This window comes from Halobacteriovorax sp. JY17 (assembly GCF_002753895.1).
Taxonomy (GTDB): domain Bacteria; phylum Bdellovibrionota; class Bacteriovoracia; order Bacteriovoracales; family Bacteriovoracaceae; genus Halobacteriovorax.
Genome location: NZ_NJER01000002.1, coordinates 200915 through 220398 on the forward strand (window position 1 = coordinate 200915; position 19484 = coordinate 220398).

The 19484-nt window shown below is 36.7% G+C and carries 22 protein-coding genes and 1 other RNA gene; 18 read left to right on the plus strand and 5 right to left on the minus strand.

Annotated elements, in window-relative coordinates:
• The first annotated feature begins 7 nt into the window (after positions 1–7).
• From CES88_RS09300 to CES88_RS09310, 3 genes are all read left to right on the plus strand, one after another.
• Positions 8–856, plus strand: a complete 849-nt coding sequence (locus CES88_RS09300) for a flagellin (RefSeq protein WP_290733661.1) — start codon at positions 8–10, stop codon at positions 854–856.
• Between the two features lie 277 nt (positions 857–1133).
• On the plus strand, positions 1134–1967 hold the full coding sequence (locus tag CES88_RS09305) for a flagellin (protein WP_290733663.1): 834 nt from the start codon (positions 1134–1136) through the stop codon (positions 1965–1967).
• Positions 1968–2056: 89 nt separating this feature from the next.
• Entirely contained in the window at positions 2057–3055 is a 999-nt protein-coding gene (locus tag CES88_RS09310; RefSeq protein WP_290733665.1) for a sugar nucleotide-binding protein, read from the plus strand.
• On the opposite strand, the gene CES88_RS09315 is transcribed toward CES88_RS09310, so the two are convergent.
• A complete protein-coding gene (locus tag CES88_RS09315) occupies positions 3056–3589 on the minus strand; it encodes a hypothetical protein (protein WP_290733667.1) in 534 nt (177 codons plus the stop codon).
• A 62-nt stretch (positions 3590–3651) separates the two neighbouring features.
• A non-coding RNA gene (gene ssrS / locus CES88_RS09320) (6S RNA) lies at positions 3652–3842 on the minus strand.
• Between the two features lie 238 nt (positions 3843–4080).
• On the opposite strand from ssrS, the gene CES88_RS09325 reads away from it, so the two are divergent.
• The 15 genes from CES88_RS09325 (at position 4081) to CES88_RS09395 (ending at position 16122) form a co-directional block, all read left to right on the plus strand.
• Positions 4081–4266: a hypothetical protein gene (locus CES88_RS09325; RefSeq protein ID WP_290733669.1), complete on the plus strand. Its 186-nt coding sequence runs from the start codon at positions 4081–4083 to the stop codon at positions 4264–4266.
• Between the two features lie 120 nt (positions 4267–4386).
• Entirely contained in the window at positions 4387–4596 is a 210-nt protein-coding gene (locus CES88_RS09330; protein ID WP_290733671.1) for a hypothetical protein, read from the plus strand.
• On the plus strand, positions 4596–5102 hold the full coding sequence (locus CES88_RS09335; RefSeq protein ID WP_290733673.1) for a hypothetical protein: 507 nt from the start codon (positions 4596–4598) through the stop codon (positions 5100–5102). Before CES88_RS09330 ends, CES88_RS09335 begins: the two co-directional genes overlap by 1 nt.
• A 32-nt stretch (positions 5103–5134) precedes the next feature.
• Complete coding sequence (locus tag CES88_RS09340) at positions 5135–5386, plus strand: hypothetical protein (RefSeq protein WP_290733675.1); 252 nt, start codon at positions 5135–5137, stop codon at positions 5384–5386.
• Positions 5387–5424: 38 nt separating this feature from the next.
• On the plus strand, positions 5425–5898 hold the full coding sequence (locus tag CES88_RS09345) for a hypothetical protein (RefSeq protein WP_290733677.1): 474 nt from the start codon (positions 5425–5427) through the stop codon (positions 5896–5898).
• Entirely contained in the window at positions 5888–6418 is a 531-nt protein-coding gene (locus CES88_RS09350) for a hypothetical protein (protein ID WP_290733679.1), read from the plus strand. The genes CES88_RS09345 and CES88_RS09350 overlap by 11 nt, the downstream gene beginning before the upstream one ends.
• Before the next feature lie 87 nt (positions 6419–6505).
• Positions 6506–7321 carry a Flp pilus assembly protein CpaB gene (cpaB, locus tag CES88_RS09355; protein ID WP_290733681.1) on the plus strand — a complete coding sequence of 272 codons (816 nt, stop codon included), beginning with the start codon at positions 6506–6508 and terminating at the stop codon, positions 7319–7321.
• Positions 7321–8802 carry a hypothetical protein gene (locus CES88_RS09360; protein ID WP_290733683.1) on the plus strand — a complete coding sequence of 494 codons (1482 nt, stop codon included), beginning with the start codon at positions 7321–7323 and terminating at the stop codon, positions 8800–8802. Before cpaB ends, CES88_RS09360 begins: the two co-directional genes overlap by 1 nt.
• Positions 8802–11030 (plus strand): ATPase, T2SS/T4P/T4SS family, encoded by a 2229-nt coding sequence (locus tag CES88_RS09365; protein ID WP_290733685.1) that lies wholly within the window; start codon positions 8802–8804, stop codon positions 11028–11030. Before CES88_RS09360 ends, CES88_RS09365 begins: the two co-directional genes overlap by 1 nt.
• Positions 11030–11920 carry a type II secretion system F family protein gene (locus CES88_RS09370; protein WP_290733687.1) on the plus strand — a complete coding sequence of 297 codons (891 nt, stop codon included), beginning with the start codon at positions 11030–11032 and terminating at the stop codon, positions 11918–11920. The genes CES88_RS09365 and CES88_RS09370 overlap by 1 nt, the downstream gene beginning before the upstream one ends.
• 88 nt (positions 11921–12008) lie before the next feature.
• Positions 12009–13637 carry a DUF6531 domain-containing protein gene (locus CES88_RS09375; protein WP_290733689.1) on the plus strand — a complete coding sequence of 543 codons (1629 nt, stop codon included), beginning with the start codon at positions 12009–12011 and terminating at the stop codon, positions 13635–13637.
• Positions 13638–13751: 114 nt separating this feature from the next.
• The gene (locus CES88_RS09380; RefSeq protein WP_290733691.1) at positions 13752–13940 is read left to right on the plus strand and encodes a hypothetical protein; all 189 of its coding nucleotides are present in this window, start codon (positions 13752–13754) and stop codon (positions 13938–13940) included.
• 187 nt (positions 13941–14127) lie between these two features.
• Complete coding sequence (locus CES88_RS09385) at positions 14128–14322, plus strand: hypothetical protein (RefSeq protein ID WP_290733693.1); 195 nt, start codon at positions 14128–14130, stop codon at positions 14320–14322.
• 103 nt (positions 14323–14425) lie between these two features.
• Positions 14426–15808 carry an aldehyde dehydrogenase family protein gene (locus CES88_RS09390; RefSeq protein WP_290733695.1) on the plus strand — a complete coding sequence of 461 codons (1383 nt, stop codon included), beginning with the start codon at positions 14426–14428 and terminating at the stop codon, positions 15806–15808.
• A gap of 125 nt (positions 15809–15933) precedes the next feature.
• On the plus strand, positions 15934–16122 hold the full coding sequence (locus CES88_RS09395; protein ID WP_290733697.1) for a hypothetical protein: 189 nt from the start codon (positions 15934–15936) through the stop codon (positions 16120–16122).
• Positions 16123–16156: 34 nt separating this feature from the next.
• On the opposite strand, the gene CES88_RS09400 is transcribed toward CES88_RS09395, so the two are convergent.
• From CES88_RS09400 to lon, 3 genes are all read right to left on the minus strand, one after another.
• Complete coding sequence (locus CES88_RS09400) at positions 16157–16423, minus strand: hypothetical protein (protein ID WP_290733698.1); 267 nt, start codon at positions 16421–16423, stop codon at positions 16157–16159.
• A 91-nt stretch (positions 16424–16514) separates the two neighbouring features.
• Positions 16515–16910 carry a response regulator gene (locus CES88_RS09405; protein WP_290733700.1) on the minus strand — a complete coding sequence of 132 codons (396 nt, stop codon included), beginning with the start codon at positions 16908–16910 and terminating at the stop codon, positions 16515–16517.
• A gap of 120 nt (positions 16911–17030) precedes the next feature.
• Positions 17031–19448 carry an endopeptidase La gene (gene lon, locus CES88_RS09410; protein WP_290733702.1) on the minus strand — a complete coding sequence of 806 codons (2418 nt, stop codon included), beginning with the start codon at positions 19446–19448 and terminating at the stop codon, positions 17031–17033.
• Positions 19449–19484: the final 36 nt, after the last annotated feature.

The window sequence follows — 19484 nt, forward strand, 5'->3', positions numbered from 1 at the left end:
GATGAAAATGGGACTTCGAATAAACACAAACGTTGCATCACTTAATGCACAAAGAAATTTAAGTGGTACACGTATCAACATGAACAAGTCGTTAGAGAAACTATCGTCTGGTCAAAGAATTAACAGAGCTGGTGACGATGCTGCCGGTCTCGCAATTTCAGAAAATTTAAAAGCACAAATCAAAGGGCTTGGACAAGCTAAGAGAAATGCTGAAGATGGTATTTCATTAGTTCAAATTGCTGAAGGTGCACTTGGAGAAGTTTCAAATATCTTGATCCGTCTTAGAGAGCTATCAGTACAAGCAGCTTCTGATACAATTGGTTCAACAGAGAGAAAGTTTCTTAACGTTGAATTTGAGCAGTTAACTTCAGAGATGGACAGAATCGCAAACTCAACAGAGTTTAACAGAGTTCCACTTCTAAATGGTACTGGTGCAGTATTTGATATCCAAATCGGAACGAGAAATGACCCTATCAGTGACAGATTAACATTTGATGCTTCAAGCGCAGACGTTAATGTGGCTGCTTTAGGATTAAACCTTGCTTCAGTTGCAGATAAGATTTCTTCACAGAACTCTCTATCATCAATTGACTCGGCGATTGTCTCTGTTTCAGGAATTAGAGCTGACTTCGGTGCTCTTCAGAATAGACTTCAATCAACAATAAATAACATTGCTGTAAGTGTTGAAAACTTATCTGCAGCTAACTCAAGAGTTAGAGATACAGATATCGCTGCAGAGACTGCAGAGCTAACTAAGCAAAACATACTTATGACAGCAGGTACATCGGTTCTATCACAGGCGAACTCTAGTACAAAGAATGCACTAAGCTTAATTCAATCGGCCGCTCAAGGGTAATCCAGTGACTTCGGTCACTAGGATTTTGAATTAACTTAAACTTTGTATGAGGAGGCCCAGATGTTTGGACCAAACGGATAAAATTGATCTAGCAGTTGCTTATCCTGCAAGATTCAATTGCTTTATAAAATAAGATTACAAAAGAACAAAGAATAAGAACAAGTAATTAAAGAATAAAGAATAAAGAAGAAAGAATAAAAAACTAATAATAACTTTTTTTGAACAAGAAGTTCGAAGTACGCCACAGGAGGTTGCAGATGTTTGAAGGGGATTAATCATGGGAATGAGAATTAATACTAACGTGTCTTCGCTATCAGCACAGAGAACGTTAAGTACTACAAATAGAAATATGAATGACAACCTGAGAAAATTATCTTCGGGTGAGAGAATAACTAGAGCCGCAGATGATGCAGCAGGACTCGCTATAAGCGAAAACTTGAGGGCCCAGATTAGAGGGATGAGACAAGCAAAGCGTAACGCAAATGATGCTATCTCTCTAATTCAAACAGCCGAAGGTGGATTAAATGAGATTTCAAACATTGTTATTAGACTTCGAGAACTCTCAGTACAAGCTGCCAACGACACACTTGGACCAGAGGAAAGAAAGTTTTCCGATATTGAATTTCAAAACCTCAAAGAGGAGATTGACAGAATATCTCAATCAAATGAATTCAATGGAGTTAAACTCCTCGACGGAACAGGTGGAAGGATGGAGTTTCAAGTCGGTATCCACAACGATCCTATCAATGACAGACTTGTCTATGATGGAACTGGTTCGGACGCTACGATTGCAACTCTTGGACTCGCAGTTGATAATGTTGCCTCTAAAGAGGGAGCTCAGTCTTCTCTACAGAAACTTGATGATGCACTTGTGCACATCAATGGAATTAGGGCCAATATGGGTGCCCTACAAAACAGACTCTCGTCAACAGTCAACAACTTGGGGATTAGTGATGAGAATTTAAGTGCGGCTAAGTCAAGAATTAGAGATGTGGACATCGCTGCTGAAACAGCAGATTTGGCCAAAAACAACATTCTAATTCAGGCGGGAACATCTGTGTTATCGCAAGCTAACCAGCTCCCGGCCATAGCTAACAAATTACTTGGTTAAATATTGTTCTTTATTGCCCTTGCTTCGAATGAAGCACGGGCATTTTTTCGTTTATTCACCTTAAAATTAAATAGTGGTATGATATTTCTATGGAAAATGTCACAACTCTCGTACCTAAAAGAGAAAAAACAATTTTAATTTTTGGTCTGTCATCTTTTGTGGGGTCAAACCTTGCTGAGTTCTTTAAAAAGGACTTTAGAGTTGTTGGTACCTACAATAAGAATCCAATTTTTATTCCAGGAGTACTCGCTCTTCCATGTGATGTTTTAAATAAAGAAGAAGTACAATTAGCGCTCTATGCGTTTAAGCCAGATATTACTATTTATGCAATAGGGCTTTCATCGATAATGGAGTGCTCGAGAAGCGCAGAGCTTGCAGATGCTTTAAATGCAAGTGGGCTCTATAATGTGGTTGAGTACTGCCAGAGATATAAGTCTCAGGTCTGTTATTTGTCTTCAGGGTTTGTCTTTGCTGGTGAGGATAAGCAGTATATTGAAATGGATATTCCTGATCCAAATACTAGTTATGGTAAGAGTCAGGCTTCAGCAGAGTTCTATATTCAGAAATCATCCCTTAATTACATTATCTTTAGAAGCTGTAAGCTTTACGGAAGAGGACATCTTGAAAATAGATTAACCTTCTTTGAAAAAATCCAAAAAGACTTTATGGATAGAAAGAATGTTTCCTGTGATGACAATGTCAGAACAGGATATTTAGATATCTATTATCTTGGGATGATTTTAAAAATTTGTTTTGAAAAAAGTGTAAAGAATAGACTCTTTCAAATTAGCTCGAAAGATACTTCTACTTTTCACGACTTTGTTAAAGAGTATTGTTCCGTATTTTCCGAGGGAACGGGGTTGGTGCAAAGAGGAAGGTGGAGTTTTCCATTCTTGCCATCGGCGGCGACTGTTCCAGCAGGCGATAAAATTATTTTTGATTTAGATATTTCTAATATAGAAGGATTTTTAAATATAAATATGCCATCCGTTAAGGAATCTTTGGAATTTACTTTTAAGAGATTTATGGGAAAAGCAAAAACCGGTAGAGGAAGCTCTTCCGGTGGTGATGACGTAACTTTTATTTAATTATCTAGCAGAGTTTCTAATAAATTCTGAAAGGTAGTGCCTAACTAACGCTTCAGTCTCTACTATTTCACCATTGAATCGCCAAGTGATATCATTGAATGGACCTAAGTGGGCCCTAACTTCATGAACACCTTGAGAGCCTGTAGAATCAGTTGATCTCAAGCGTGCAGAGAAAACTTCTTTTCCATTTGCTAAGAAACCAATGGTAATGAGGTCAGCGGCTTTTCTGGCTACAATCAATCTTAAGCTATTTCTAAAAAGCATGAAGTCGTTAATAGTGTTTGAGATCTTAAAAATTTTGATTGCTGAACCAGATTGTTGAGAGCCACGATATTCATTAAACTTTGAAACAAAGATTTCAAATTTTTCTCGTAGCTCATCCATGAAATCAATAGAAGATTCTTCCAACATATGAAGAGGGTTTAGATGGTCGTTGAAGTTTACAACCCCAGACTCTTCCATATTTATCTCTTCAAGAGCTAGGCTCTCTATCCACTTTGTTGAAACTTCTTTTTGCTGATTTATTTGATCCATATAACAATCATCGGTAACTGTTCGTTTTCTGTCAAATTTTTAGTGGAATTAAAGAAAAGAAAAGAGGGTCAGGAGCTGTCAATTTGGAGTCTTCCGCCCGCCATTAGACAGGTGGTTGCAGTAAGTAATTATTTAAGGCTTCTCACTCCTTAAGATTTCTCTAAAGTGCAAGCTTGCTCACCATAATCAGGGACCGCCTCCGTGAAAGAAATTGTAGGGCGAAAAAACTATTATTGCCAACTACAAGACCCATAATCATTATACCGTTCTTTCTGAGGATTTATATAATAAAGAATACATTTGTGTAATTTTAATAGGTTGATGGAAACGTGTGGGAAAATGTTGAAAATGCTTTGGTGTGTCACGGGGTGGGTGTATAATTAAGTATAAGCTTGAGTGATTTGGTATGTTATTGAAATATCTAAACTCAGAGAATTTTTTCTTAAGTTTAGCAAGATAATGACCGACAAAGTTATTCAAAGGAGTAAGTTATGAAAAAAACTTTGCTGGCCTATTTAAAAGACGAAAGTGGGCAAACTTCAACAGAATATATTCTTCTGGTTGCGGTTGTAGCGTTAATTGTTTTCAAGTTCAAAGATGTTGCCTCAACTAGATTAAATAAGATCACTGAGGACGTTTTTGGTAAAGCAGAGAGCTTTGTTGATCAAATAGAATAGTAGACTAGACTACCTAAAGTTTTGGTTGTTAGTCTATTGTTCTAGTTGAACAGCACTTCATTGCTAGGAATTATATTCCTAAGCGTCTTTTCGTATTCAAAATTCTGTTAATTTAGATACATGGTAAAAGGTAGAGCCGGACAGGCCCTCATTGAGTATCTCATTCTATTTGCATTCATGTCCCTAATTGCTCTTAATATGGTCAAGGGAATGGGTGGAATGATGTCTAATTCTATTAGAAGTATTGGTTATCAACTTACTCAGCAGTTAACTATTGGAGTATGCGCTGAAGAGTGTTGGTATTCTGATTATCAAAATAGGACTAGATAATGCCAATCGCAGTCTATCTCTTCTTAGTCGTTCAACTCTTCTTCGTCGCCTCTAATGATATTGCACATAAGAAGATTTCAAACTTCTGGCCACTTATTAATATAGGATTTTATATTATCAGTGTCTTTCTCTTTCCAAATCAATATATGTTCAGTTTTTCAACGTTTGTTTTTCCTATTGCATTCTTTGTGGTGGGAGTATTTCTTTTTAGTTTGAAAATTATGGGAGCAGGAGATTCAAAATATCTTCTTTCTTTTTATTTATTAATTCCTGTTTCTTTTCATGAATCAGCATTTATTTTCTTGGCATACTCAACTGTTGTTGTCGGACTCTCTCTTCTGTTAACTAATATAATGAAAAGATTTGATATAATTAAACTTGCAATAAGAACAAGAAATATAAGATTAATAAAAACAATATTTGGACAAAGATTTTCTTATGCTCCAGTAATACTTGTTTCATGGCTGTGGTTTGGATGGACAATAAGACAAAAAATATTTTATTAAATGAAGTGGGGCAGAGTGCTGTGGAGTACATAATGCTTTTGGCCATAATAAGTGTCATTACTTTTTCTATTATCAATTCTGATAGGTTCAAAAACTTCATGGGTAAAGATTCTTCATTCTTTGCTGGTCTTAGATCACAAGTAGAGTATGCTTATAGACATGGTTATTTAAATAACGAAACAGATAGAAGTGATAATAATTATAGTGGTCCTCATGAGACCTATTATAATATTGATGATGGACAGACTCGATTTTTCTCAGGAGGAAAGCAATATCCACGATAATTAAAAGAGAGGAAGGTCAATCAACGATTGAATTCTTAATGACATTTGTTTTCTCATTTGGATTTATTCTTCTTTTCTATAAAATATCAATTGATGCAACAAGTGGATTCTATATTCACTACGCGAATTATATGGCGTCTAGAACATATCTGACGGTTGAAAATAATAGTGCCAATATTGCAGGATCTGATAACTTTGCCTTTGAAAGAGCAAAGGCCGTATTTGAGAGCTATAAGCCGGAAGTTATGATTGTTGGATTTAATGGTGTGATGAGTGTTAATGATCCTGAGGCAACCCCAAATAAGCTCTATGTTGGAACAATTGTTGATTACTCTATTCCATTTTCTTTTAGTGAACTCGTAGGTGGCAGAGATCCTGTCTTTTATAAATCAGAGTCATTCTTGGGGCGAGAGCCAACTAGAGCGGAGTGCCTCGCAAGAGTATGTAAAACGATGCAAGAAATTGGTGCGGAATGCAATACTCATATAACTTTCTTTGATAATGGCTGTTAGAAACAAAAAGAAGAAAATTCTAAATGAAAAAGGTCAGGCGATATTTGAATTCGTTGTGTTTCTTCCATTTATTATTTTTCTTTATACAGTTTTAATAAATTTAACGAACTCAATAAATGGATCCATCAATCAACAGAAGGCTACCAGAGGCTACTTCTATAGGCTCTTAAAGCAAGACTCAAGAACTCCAAATAGAATAGATATAGACTTTCTTATAGGAAGTGGCTTAAACGTTGTTGGACCTGTAAGTGTTGGCTGGAGAAGAAAGTCGATAGGACAAACGCAATCTTTTGGAACCTGCTATAAATTTATGAACTTCTTTGGAAATGAAACTGATGAAGAGTGTGATGAGCCTAGAGATGGCGAAGTATCATCTAATTTTGTGAAGCTCTTTACGTTCTACGGTGTTTGCGGAGAAACCTATATGAAATCTGATGATGGATATGTAGAGCAGACTAATTTCCTCAGGAATGGCCGCTTTGCAGACCAGCTTGGATACGATCAATGTGTTCAAAAATAACTATTTAGACTGACACTTCTTTCCCCATTCTCAACTACTCGTAATTATTTGCTAAAATTAATGGTAGTCACTTAATAAGGTAAGAGAATGAACACTAGAGCACTTACATTAGCCTTGATTATCGCAGTCTTTGCGATGTTTATGGTTTACACGTATATCGACGATGAAAAGACAAAGATCATAAAGAAGTATGGTAAAGAGCAATCGGTCGTAATCGCGAAGGTAGATATCAAAGAACTCGAGTTGATCGATGATTCGAAGGTTACAGTAACTTCGATGCCATCTAACTTTGTTCATGAGAAGGCCTTTAAAACAATTAAAGAAATTCAAAATACTGTGGCAACAGTTCCCATTCTTAAAGGGGAGCAGATTACAAAACCTAGAGTGAGTTGGCCCGATGAAAGAAGTGGTCTCTCTAGACAAGTTGCTGTTGGTAAGAGAGCGATCTCGCTCGATGTTTCTGAAAGAGCTTCCGTTGGTAAGTTAATTAAGCCGGGGGATCGCGTTGATATTCTTGCAGGTATTGATTATGCCGGAGGTAGAAAAGACTTACAAAAAATGAAAACAATTCTTCAAGATGTACTTATTCTTTCAACAGGTAAGAGTATATCAGGGAACCTACCGATCATTGGAGTGAAAACGCCAAGGGTGATTAAGCAAATGAAACTTAATACATATAGTGATTACGGAACTGTTACCTTAGAGCTTGATCCATATGAAGTTCAAAAGCTCGTTTTTATTCTGAGTTATAACTCTGGTACACCACCATACTTAGCTCTTAGAAATAATACAGATAAAGAAGTTGTTAGAATTAAATCAACGAAGTTATTTGATATTCTTGGAGAGGATGCTTCAGAAGCTAAAATATTCTTTTCTGAAAAATATAAAAGCCAAGGCAATTAATGAAATTAGTAAGCTCAATTTTAATATTCATGATTTCTCTAAGTTGTTTTGGACAGCAAGGAAAGAATGTACCTGAGAAGAAAGTTGAGGTTGTCTTAGGAATTGATCATGTTGAAAAATTGGACTTTGCACCCTCGACAAAAGTTCAAGTAGGTAATGATACTATTTTAAATCATGTGATAATTCCTCAAAAGAGAGAAATTACTTTTAAAGGATTAAAGCCAGGACAGACTTCTGTCATGATAAGAAATACTGTTGGAGATATAAAAGCTAAATTTCTTGTGAATATAACTGCAACTGATCAGTCAAAGGTCGTACAGGAGCTTAAAGAGTTTCTCGGTGATGTGGAAGGTTTAGAAATAGGAATTAAGGGAAACAAAGTCTATGTTGGAGGAGAAATTGTTGTTCCTTCAGATATTGGAAAGGTGATTGTTGTTCTTGGTGGATATCCCGACGTTGTTCAGCTTGTAGAACTCTCTCCGCAGACTCAGAGAGTTATCGCAAGAAATATGCAAAAAGAAATTCAAAAAAGTAATATGCCAGATGTTACGGTAAGAGTGGCCAATGGACTCTTTATGTTAGAGGGCGTTGTAAGTGCTGATGTTGATAAGACAAGGGCCGAGCAAATTGCAGCCGTCTATGTTCCGGACATGATTCAAAACCTTGCAAGAAGAACTGAATCTGTTAAGGCAGCAGAGAAAGATATTATTCAAAACTTCATTAGTGTGAATTCAAAGAAAAAACCAGCACCAATTCCAAAGCTTATAAAAATATCCGCTCAATTTGTTGAGCTAACAAAAGATTATAATAAAATTTTTGGATTTAAGTGGGAACCTGTTCTGGCCGGAGGCGGGGGAACAATTAATATTGGGAAGGGGAATGATGGTGGAGTCACAAGTTCATCTCAGGGAACCCTTGCTGGAACAATTTCAAACTTATTCCCAAGACTTGCTTCGGCTAAGAGTGCAGGATACGCGCGTGTTATTCAGTCTGGGGTTATAATAACAAAAGATAAAATTGCAAGTAAGATTGTGAAAAGAAGTGAGAAGCCTTTTGCAATTGGTACGGGAGAATTTGTTCGTACAGAGAAGGCTTCTGCTGGATTTGACTTAGCAATAACACCGACAATACTTCCGCAAGAAAAAATTGATTTAAGTATGGGGATTACTGTTAGCGCAAATGTTGGAGACCCTCCAGAGACTACTTCAAATACTATACAAACAGCTTTGGTTGTTAAGAGTAAAGAAAGTGCTGTTGTTGGTGGAGTCGTGGTCAATAAGTCTTCTACTGACTTTGATAGAAATCCTCCTGGAGGAGTAGATGATGTTGAAGACGGAAATAAATTATTCTCTTTTGTTAAGTCAAAAGCTTATTTAACCAATAAATCTCAATTCGTCGTTTTTGTGACTCCTGAAATTATTGAGTCAGCTTCAAGCGGAACGGAAGAAATTAAACGTAAGTTTAGAAGTAGAAGAAGATAATGGCCGGACATATAATTACAATTATTGGTGGAAAAGGTGGACAGGGTAAGTCTCAGGTCGCAGCAAATTTAGCTTTTGCTTATGCTGCAGAATCGAGAGCGAAGGTTCTTCTTCTAGACTTTGATAAGAGAGCTAGTGGAGATCAGAACTTCATTACTGGGATGAAGTCAAAGAAGACAGTTAAAGATCTCTCGGAGTTTAGTGGTGCAATAGATCCAAGATCTATTATGCAATTTATTACACCACACCCTGCGGGAGTTAGTTATATTGGAATGCCAAGTGATCCAACTGCAAGTGATGGTATCAATGCAGATGGGCTTGGGAAAAGTCTTAAGGCCATAACTAATATTTTTCCTCTTACAATTATAGATGGTGGAAGTGAGATGAATGATCTCGCCGCAAAGGCGTTAGAGTTTTCAACAATGATTTTTCTTGTTGTGACTCCTGATATTCTTGCTCTCAATCAAACCAAGAGGCTGTACTCAGACCTTGTTACGATGATGTTTCCAAAAGATATGATGCAAGTGATTTTAAATCAACATCAGAAAGGTCACCCTGTTACTCCTGAGGTTGTTGGAAAGGCGATGGGAAAACTACCCTTCGCAAATATTCCAAAAGATGATCAAACCTGTGTTATGGCCTTAAATCAAAAGAAGCCCGTCATGGTTATTGCAAAGAAGAGTAACTTTGCTAAAGGGGTTGTTGAGTGTGCAAGAAAGATTATTCAAAAAAATATTCTTAAATCTCTAGCAAAGCTAAATAAACCTACAAACGTTGGGGCGAGTACTGATGCAAACGCTCCAATGGATGGAAAAGCAAAGAGTGCTTGGACTGAACTTAAATCTAGAATACATAAAGCTCTTGTGGATGAAATGGATTTAAAGAATTCAGATGATAATGACCCTAAGGCCTCTGTTATTATGAGAGAACAGACAAAGAAAATGGTCGTAGAACTTCTTGGTAAAGAAGACACAAAGAGTATCTTTCAGTCTAGAGAAGATATGAATAGAATCGTAAAAGAAATCTTAGATGAGGCTCTTGGGCTTGGTCCTCTCGAAGATTTACTCGCCGACAAAGATTGTTCTGAAATCATGGTAGTTGGGCCTGATAAAATATTCTATGAAAAAGATGGAAAAGTTAAAAAGTCTGAAATTACATTTACTAATGATAGACAAGTTTTAAACGTTATCGAAAGAATTGTGGCTCCCATTGGTAGACGAATTGATGAGAAGACTCCGTATGTGGATGCTCGTCTAAAAGATGGATCAAGAGTTCACGCTATTATTCCACCATCAGCACTTGATGGTTGTTGTATTACAATTAGAAAATTTCCTGAGGAAGTTCTTACTTATAAAAACTATGTTCAGTGGGGATCTCTCACTCAAAATATGGCCGATTTTTTAAGGATCGCTGTTGAGGGGCATAGAAATATTGTTGTAAGTGGTGGTACGGGTTCGGGTAAAACAACACTAATTAATATTCTTGGAGGGTTTATTCCTGCCAATGAACGTATCATTACATGTGAAGACTCGGCTGAACTTAATTTTCCTCAAGACCACGTGGTAAGACTAGAAACAAGGCCTCCATCTCTTGAAGGTGAGGGCGAAATTGATATTAGATGTCTTGTGAAGCAAACACTTAGAATGCGTCCTGAAAGAATTGTTGTGGGAGAGTGTCGTGGTGGAGAAACTTTAGACATGCTTCAAGCAATGGGGACCGGGCACGACGGTTCCATGACGACAGTTCACTCTAATAACCCAAGAGAGTGTATCGGACGATTAGAAACACTTGTTCAATATGCAGGAGCAGGTCTAAGTCCAAAAGCAATTAGAGAAATGATTGCAAACTCTGTTCATATGATTATTCAGCAAAAGAGATTAGATGACGGTTCCAGAAAAATTACACACATCTCCGAAATCGGTGGAATCCAGGGAGAAGTAATTACTCTTCAAGATATTTTTCTCTTTCAACAAAGAGATATAGACAAGAATGGGAAAATTATTGGTGAATTTCAGGCGACGGGTTTTATTCCAAAGTTTATCGAAGTCTTGGAAAGGAAGGGCTATAACGTTCCGAGAGGATTGTTTAGCAATAGTACAAATGAAAATAAAGGAGGAGGATCGACGCCTCCTGCAAGCTCTGGTGGCGGTTCCACAGGAGGAGATGGGAAACCTAATCCAAAGCAAAGACCTCCAGGCGCTCGTCCAGTAAAGAAGAGGCCTAGCTAATGAGTTTCTTTCTTGCTCTCATTGGTAAATCTGGGCTCATAGGGCTTATTGGCCTAGCCCTCTTTCTTCTTTGTTATAAGTATTCTCAAGGTATTTTTGATTGGATTGAAAATCAAACTTTTGGAACGAGAAGCTACATCATGGAGAAGTTAGAGCTTCTCTTTATTGAAATTCCTGAACAAAGAATTACTTATGCACTTCTTGGATGCTCTGTAGGGCTAGGGTGCTTTATGTTCTTATTTCTAGGGCTATTTAGTCAGTGGGTTCTAGGCTTTATACTAGGGTTAGTATTTGGTTTTATAGGATTTAAAATACCAAAGCCCATTATAAATTATCTTGTTGAGAGACGAATTAATGAATATTCAGGTCAAATGGTAGATGCTCTTACTCTCTTGTCTAATGGAATTAGGGCAGGACTCTCAGTTCCTCAGGCCATTGGAATGGTTGTAGACGAAATGCCAGCTCCAGTTTCTCAAGAGTTTAATATGATTCTTCAGCAAAATAGAATTGGTGTTCCCCTCGAAGAGTGCTTTGATAACTTAGCAAAGAGAGTTCCTACAGAAGACAATGACATGTTTGTCTCCTCTATAAATATCCTAAGAGAGACAGGTGGTAACCTTGCAGAGGTCTTCGACACAATTGTTGAAGTGATTAGAGAAAGAGTTAGGCTTAAGCAGAAGATTGATACCTACACTGCTCAGGGGATGTTTCAGGGAATGACAATTTTTCTCATGCCTTATGGAATTGGACTTATCTACTTTGTATCAGATCCTGATTCAGTGAAGCCAATGTTTACCCATCCCCTTGGAATTTTACTTACTTTGGTGGCGCTCGCCTTTGATTTTGCCGGAGGCTTTGTCATTATGAAGATAGTAAAAATAAAGGTTTAGCTTCTTTCTAAAAATAGTTTAAAGTTTTAAATTTGAATTACCGATATAATATACGAGAGAATTATAGTGCTCAAAAAAGGATTAATACATGAAGCTTGTTAAATTACTCCTATTATTATTTTTAATTCCAGCGACTGTGTTTGGTGGGGTTAATCTTAAGAACGGAAACTTCTACATTTCTTATACTGACATCATCGTTCCAGGTGGAGGTCATGACCTTGAAGTTGTAAGAACTTACAATTCAAAATCTACCGAAAAAGGCTGGTTTGGTTTTGGCTGGGGTTCTGATTATGAAACATTTCTTACAGTATCAGCTGATGGCTCTGTGATTGTTCATGAGAATGGTAGCGGTGCTAATACAAGATTTGTTCCTAAGGAAGCGGTTGATCCAGTTTCTGCAGCTCAAAGAATTATTGAGGCCATGAGAAAGAGAACAAGTGTAACTGAACAAGTTGCAAAGTCTTTAAAAGTGAAGTTAACAAATGATGCTGAACTTAGACAGGCCTATGCAAGAAAATTTAGTGTTAAGGCACAGATTGCGAATGGAACAGTTCTCTATTCAAATACTAGGGGACTACAACAAGTTCATAAAGTAAAAGATGGATTTAAGCGTGTTTACAATGATGGTAAAGTTCAATTCTTTAATAAAGATGGAAAACTTGCTCAAATTAAAGACAAGCATGGATATACAATTTCTTTTGAATACAAGAATGGAAACCTTCTAAAAATTAAAGATTCTCAAGCAAAGCAACTATTCTTTGATTGGTTTCAAAATGGAAGAATCAAGAGCATCTCTTCTACTGCAAATAAAAAAACAGCGTATAAGTTCGAAGGTGATGACCTTGTAGAGTCGAAAGATGTTGCAGGAAATATCTTTAAATACTCTTACGATGCAAACCATAATATGAAAGCGATTAGCTATTCTGATGATTCTAAAATGGAAGTAGAGTACACTCCTAGAACTCAGTTTGTTGAATCAGTTAAAAGTAGAAGTGGTGATTTAACAAGCTATAAGTATGACTCTAATCCAAAAAATCCTGATTTTCACTACTGGACAGTTGTGACGAAGAAGTCTCCAAACGGAAAGTCAGTATCAAATAGATATGAGTATGAGATCAAGGCCAGACCTGATGGTTCACAGTATACTTATAGAATCTTAACTCAAATTAATGATCTTAAGACAGAAACTATTTATTCAGAGTGTTGTTCACTTCCACTTAAAATTACAAGAGGAAATCACGTAACTTCTTTTGAATATAATAGTAAGGGTCTTCTTACTAAGAAAACTTCAACGAAAGGTGATTACATTGAACTTTCTTATCACAAGAAGTTTAACAAAATTACTAAAGTTGTGAATAAGAAAGGTTGGACTAACTTTAAGTACGATGAGAAAAGTGGGAACCTAGCTAAAGCTGAAAATAGTTTTGGTAAGTCTGTTCTTCTTATCTACGATAGAAAGGGACGTATCACAAAAATGCACGACTATGACAAGAATACTAAGAAGAAAAGATCACTCTCTTTTGTGTATAACGCTCAAGGGAAACCAGTTGAGATTAAAATGGACAGTATTGGTAAAATCAATGTTCAGTATGACAACTATGGTGAGATCAAGAAAGTTGAGTCTAAAGCAGGTCACAAAATGGCTTTACAGGTCACACAAGCTTTCCAGTCTCTCTTAGCGATTGTTAAGCCAGCGGGTGTTAACCTTAACTTATAATAGTGCCCACTATTTGTGGTGGGAGGGCTTTCGAACTTTAAGTAGGTTAGCCCATTGAGTGAAAAGATTTAAGAATAAGAGTATAATAAAGTTAGAAATAGTTAGGAGAATAACATGAAAAAAATAATAGCTCTTTTACTTGTCCTAGGTTTTACGATGCCAGCAATGGCCGATGGAGTAGGTGAGAACAAAGATGATAATGTTAAGTGTGAAGAGATCTTTCAAGGTTCTGAAGCAAAGGCTGCTGATGTTCCAGCTGGTGAGGAAACACCTAAAGGAACAAATAAAGAAACGCAAAGATAATTCTTACTAAAAGAAAGTATAAAATAATAAAGCCTAGACTTTGCGTCTAGGCTTTTTTATTTTTAGCTGTTTAATTCTTTGTCAGTGTCATGTAATTAACAAATTTCTTCATTGTAAGCTCCCATAATTTCGAAGAAATATTGGCATGTTTTGTGCTCTTAAATAAGAACACACATGGGAGATATTTATGAAAAAATTAATGACTTTTACAATCCTTTCACTTCTATCAATCTCTTCGCTTGCAAGCGTTGGAGAAGGCTCAACAGAATGTTCTAAGAATCAGTCTACTCAAGCGAGAGTTTCTGGTAAGTCTAAGTCAGTGCAAGACTCAAGCTCTAAGCCGTCTGAGAAGCCCGCAGAGTCAACTTCTCGCGAAAGTTAGGGAAATGCAAGAGGTGTAAACAAGTGCTGAAATAGGCCTTGTTTACCTTTAATCGTCTATCTATAAGTGATATAATTCTAATTCTTTCTTAATTAGGATCTATATGAAACTCGAAGATATTGATAATGCTGTTCTATTACAAAGACAAAAGTACCTGGAAAACTCTTATATCGAATTAGATAAGCGTTTAGAGCTCTTAAAGAAGGTTCAAGAGTCTATTGAGGACAATGAAAAGGAAATACTAGAGGCCCTTAAATTAGACCTTGGTAAGCCAACCTACGAGTCTCAATTATCTGAAATTCTCTTTGTTCAAAACGAGATCAGATCAATTAAAAAGAATTTAAAGAAATGGATGAGAAAGAAGAAGGTTAAAACACCTCTCATTCACTTTCCAGCAAAGAGCTATATTCAGCCTGAAGCTTACGGGAGTATTCTTATTATTTCTCCTTGGAACTATCCTTTTCAACTTCTTTTTTCTCCTCTCATTGGAGCTATCGCAGCAGGAAATAGAGTCGTATTAAAGCCTAGTGAAATCTCTAGTAATACATCAAGGGTAATTAAGAAAATAATTACTGAAAACTTTGAGACTGAATTCATCACTTGTGTGGAGGGAGGAGTCGAGGAGACGACGCGTCTTTTAAACAATAGGTTTGATTATATTTTCTATACAGGTAATGGGCATGTCGGAAGAATTATTATGGAAAAAGCCGCGAAAAATCTTACTCCTGTAACATTGGAACTTGGTGGAAAGAGCCCTACATTTGTCTTTGGAGACTCCAATTTAGATTTAGTCGCTAAGAGAATAGTTTCCGGGAAGTTTTTTAATGCAGGGCAGACTTGTATTGCTCCTGATTATGTACTTGTTCAGGAGAATAAGTATGAAGAACTTGTGGATAAGTTGAAGATATATATTGATAAGTTCTATGGGAAAGATCCCCTTAAAAGTAAGGACTATGGAAGGATTATTAATAGCTCTCACTTTGAGAGATTATTAAAGCTTATTTCTGAGGATAAAGTCTTGTATGGAGGAAAGCACTCCGTTGAAGAGAAGTATATTTCTCCAACGATTGTAAGTGTTGAGGGCGAGGATACTTGTATGGAAGAGGAAATTTTTGGACCTATTCTTCCAGTATTAAAAATGACAAACTTAAAATCTGCTATTGATTATGTTACTGAAAGAGAAAAGCCACTTGCTATGTATATTTTCAGTAATGAAAAAAAGGTTAGAGACTCTATTTTAAAGAGAGTGAGCGCAGGAGGAGTTACGATTAACGATACCCTTATGCATATAACAAATGAGCATTTGCCTTTTGGTGGTGTTGGAGAAAGTGGGATGGGAGCATACCATGGAAGAAATTCCTTTGATCTCTTCTCTCATCAAAAATCTATTTTTAATGCTTCAACAGCTCTTGATTTGCCGGCCAAGTATCCTCCTTATTTTGGTAAATTCCGTCTTGTGAAGTGGTTGTTGAGATTTTTTGGCTAAAGTTTAGACAGGTGTTGGAAAACATACAGGGTGGACGTACCTAAGTAGCTGTAAATATAATGGTTTGTCTTGGCACAATAGGTGCATTAATAGTAGTAAAACAATATTATCCTCGGGAGGGATTTATGAAAAAGCTACTATTACTAACAGCACTTATTGCAGGATTTTCAACAACTTCATTCGCAGGAACTGTAGGTGAGTCGTCTACAAGCTGTGTTAAGAATCAATCAACTCAAGCTCGTGCTGAGAAGAAAGTTCAAGAAGCTGAAGTACAAGTTGAGCAAGAGAAAAAGAGCTCAGACAAAGAATCGTAATTATAAATTTCCATGTGTAATAATAAAAGCCGAGTTAATATGACTCGGCTTTTTTTAGGACTTTTTTCAAGAGTTCTTTTTCTTCGACAGTAAAACTATCGTGATTCTTTTCAATTTCATCATCAATTTGCTTCATTGATTTCTTAACTGAAGAATACTTCGTTTTTACTTGGTCACTTTTGGCCGAAGTATTAGAGAATAGGTCTTTTCCCATCTGCGAGCCCTGCTCAATACCAGAATTAAAATTTGATTTAACAGCTTTATATATATTGGCCGTATAAGGCTTTGTGAATTGATTCATATATTCAAATATAGGTTTATTCGCTAGTGGAAATGAGAGGATGATAAAACTTATTGAAAAATAGAGACAAAATTTAAACATAAAAAACATCTTAACTATCCTTTTCCATTTCAATTTCAATTTTTTCAATTGAGCGTATTAAATCTTTTTCTCCAAAAGGCTTAGTGAGGAAATCAACAGCTCCGTTTGAAATTGATTCTATAATAATACTTTCCATATTTAAGGAAGACATCATTATGATTTTAGTGTTTTTAGAATTTTCAGAAATAATTTTTGAGAGTTCAATTCCGCTTACTTCTGGCATCACTATATCAATTAGAAAGAGATTAGCCCCTGTTCCAAGAAGAGGAACGGCCTCATTTGCGCTAGAAGCTTGTCCGACAACACTGAACCCATTTTTTTCAAGAATTTCTATAAGTGAGTTTCTGGAAAAGTCCGAGTCGTCTACTACGACAATTTTAAGGTCTTTATTTCTTGTGTTGCTCATAAATTACTCATCCATGTGTTTTTTAATAATTGTAGCATATTTTTTGAGAGTTAAAAGGAGGTAGGTTCTTATCTAGCAATAGGAGGAATAAAAAAAGGGAGCTATTAGCTCCCTTTAAAATTATGCCGCAACTGGCGGTAATGTGTTCTTACTTTGTTTTCGTTTTGGCTTCTCTTCTTTCTTTTTCCAACCAACTAGTGCTACTTCTAGTACTTCATCAATTGTTTTTACAGGAATGAAATTAAGCTTCTTTCTATACTCTTCAGGAATGTCGATAAGATCTTTCTTGTTCTTCCACGGAATAACAATTGTCTTAATATTCATCCTCATGGCCGCAAGAGCTTTTTCTTTTAATCCACCAATTGGTAGCACTTTTCCAGTTAGAGTAATCTCACCAGTCATAGCAACTTCTTTACTGATTGGAGTATCAGTTAGAAGAGATACGATTGTCGTGGCCAGTGTGATACCGGCACTTGGACCATCTTTTGGTGTCGCACCAGCAGGTAAGTGAATATGAATTTCATTTTCTTCAAAGTCTTGTTCATTAACACCAAGTTCAGCCGCTCTACTTCTAATATACCCAATTGCTGTTTGAGCAGACTCTTTCATGACATCTCCAAGCTGACCTGTAAGAGTTAGTCCCTTACCCTTCATTTTGGTAGACTCAATGTATAGGATTTCTCCACCATGAGCTGTCCATGCAAGACCTGTTGCTACACCAACTTCATCAAATTCTTTTTCGTCTTCCTTTGTATAAATTGGAGGACCGAGAAGAGTTTCAACTTCATTTGGTATAATTTGTGTTTTGGTGACTTCACCTTTAGCGATTTTAGTAGCAACTTTTCTACAAAGAGCACCAATTCTTCTCTCTAGATTTCTAAGTCCAGCTTCTGAAGTAAAGTTCTTTATAACTGTTTGCACACCTTCGTCGGTGAACTCAATATGGTCCTCTGTAATACCATTTTCCGTCATTTGCTTTGGAATAAGGTACTTCTTTGTAATGGCAACTTTCTCTTCTTGTGTATAACCAGAGAGATTAAGTACTTCCATTCTATCTCTGAGTGGTCCCGGTATTTGCTCCAGAACATTTGCTGTCGCAATAAACATTACATTTGAAAGATCAAATGGAACATTTAGATAGTGATCTCTAAAGTTCATATTCTGTTCAGGATCTAGTACTTCTAAGAGAGCACTTGAAGGATCACCTTTAAAGTCTCCGCCAAGTTTATCTACCTCATCAAGTAGGATCACTGGATTATTTGTTTTTGCTTGCTTTAGCGCCTGAATAAATCTACCTGGCATTGAACCAACATATGTTCTTCTGTGTCCTCTAATCTCTGCTTCATCTTTTACGCCACCGAGAGAAATTCTAACAAACTCTCTTCCTGTTGCTTTTGCGATAGATTTCCCAAGAGAAGTCTTACCAACACCCGGAGGTCCTGATAGACAAAGGATTGGTCCTTTCATTTGACCGTCCTTGAGTTTTCTAACAGCAAGGTACTCTAGAATTCTTTCTTTAACCTTTTCAAGGTCAAAGTGATCTTCGTCTAGAATTGCTTGTGCTTCGTCAAGGTCATAAATTTCATCTGAAGATGCTGACCAAGGAAGATCTGTTAACCATTCAAGATAAGATCTTAAAATGCTAGACTCCGAGGAATCCGGGTGCATTTTCTCTAGTCTTAGAAGTTGTTTAAGAGCTTCTTTATTGGCCTCTTCTGGCATTTTACAATCTGAAATTTTATTTCTAAATTCTTCGAACTCATCTTCTGGCTGATCAGATCCTTCGTCTCCGAGTTCACTTTTTATCGCCTTTATTTGCTCTCTAAGAAAATATTCTTTTTGTGATTTATTTATTTCATCTTTAGCAACATGCTTAATCTTTTGTTGCATGGCCAGAATCTCTAGCTCTCTTGAAAGGATATCATTAATTTTATGAAGTCTTTCAACAGGGTCTAGAACTTCTAGAATCATTTGTGCTTCACCAACATGGAGATTGAGGTTTGAAGCTACTAGGTCAGCTAGGCGACCAGGGTCTTGGATATCTTCAAGAACCATTAGAATATCTGGAGAGAGAACTTTTCCAAGAGTAATCACTCTTTCAAGTTGTTCTCTAATATTTCTCATTAAAGCATTAACTGCAACAGCTCCCGATTCAACAGCTACATCTTCAACTTTTGCAACTTTAGTTACAAAGAATGGCTCTGTTTGATCGAAGTTTACAATTCTTGCTTTTGAAAGTCCTTGAACGAGAATTTTAATTCTTCCGTCTGGGAGTTTTCTCATTCTCATAATCATGGCAACTGTACCAAGCTCATAAATTTCAGATGGCTCTGGAGCTTCGGCCGTAATATCTTTTTGGCTGGCCAAAAGGATTAATCTATCCGTCTTATTGAGAGCGTGCTCGACCGCTTGAATAGATGATTCTCTACCAACAAATAACGGCAGGATCATAAATGGGTAAACAACGATATCTCTGATCGGTAGGAGGGGAAGTTCCTCTTTGAACTCAATGTTATCACCCTCGTAGTTAGTAACCATATATTCTCCTTCAGATGGTCTATTCTTGTAACCTTA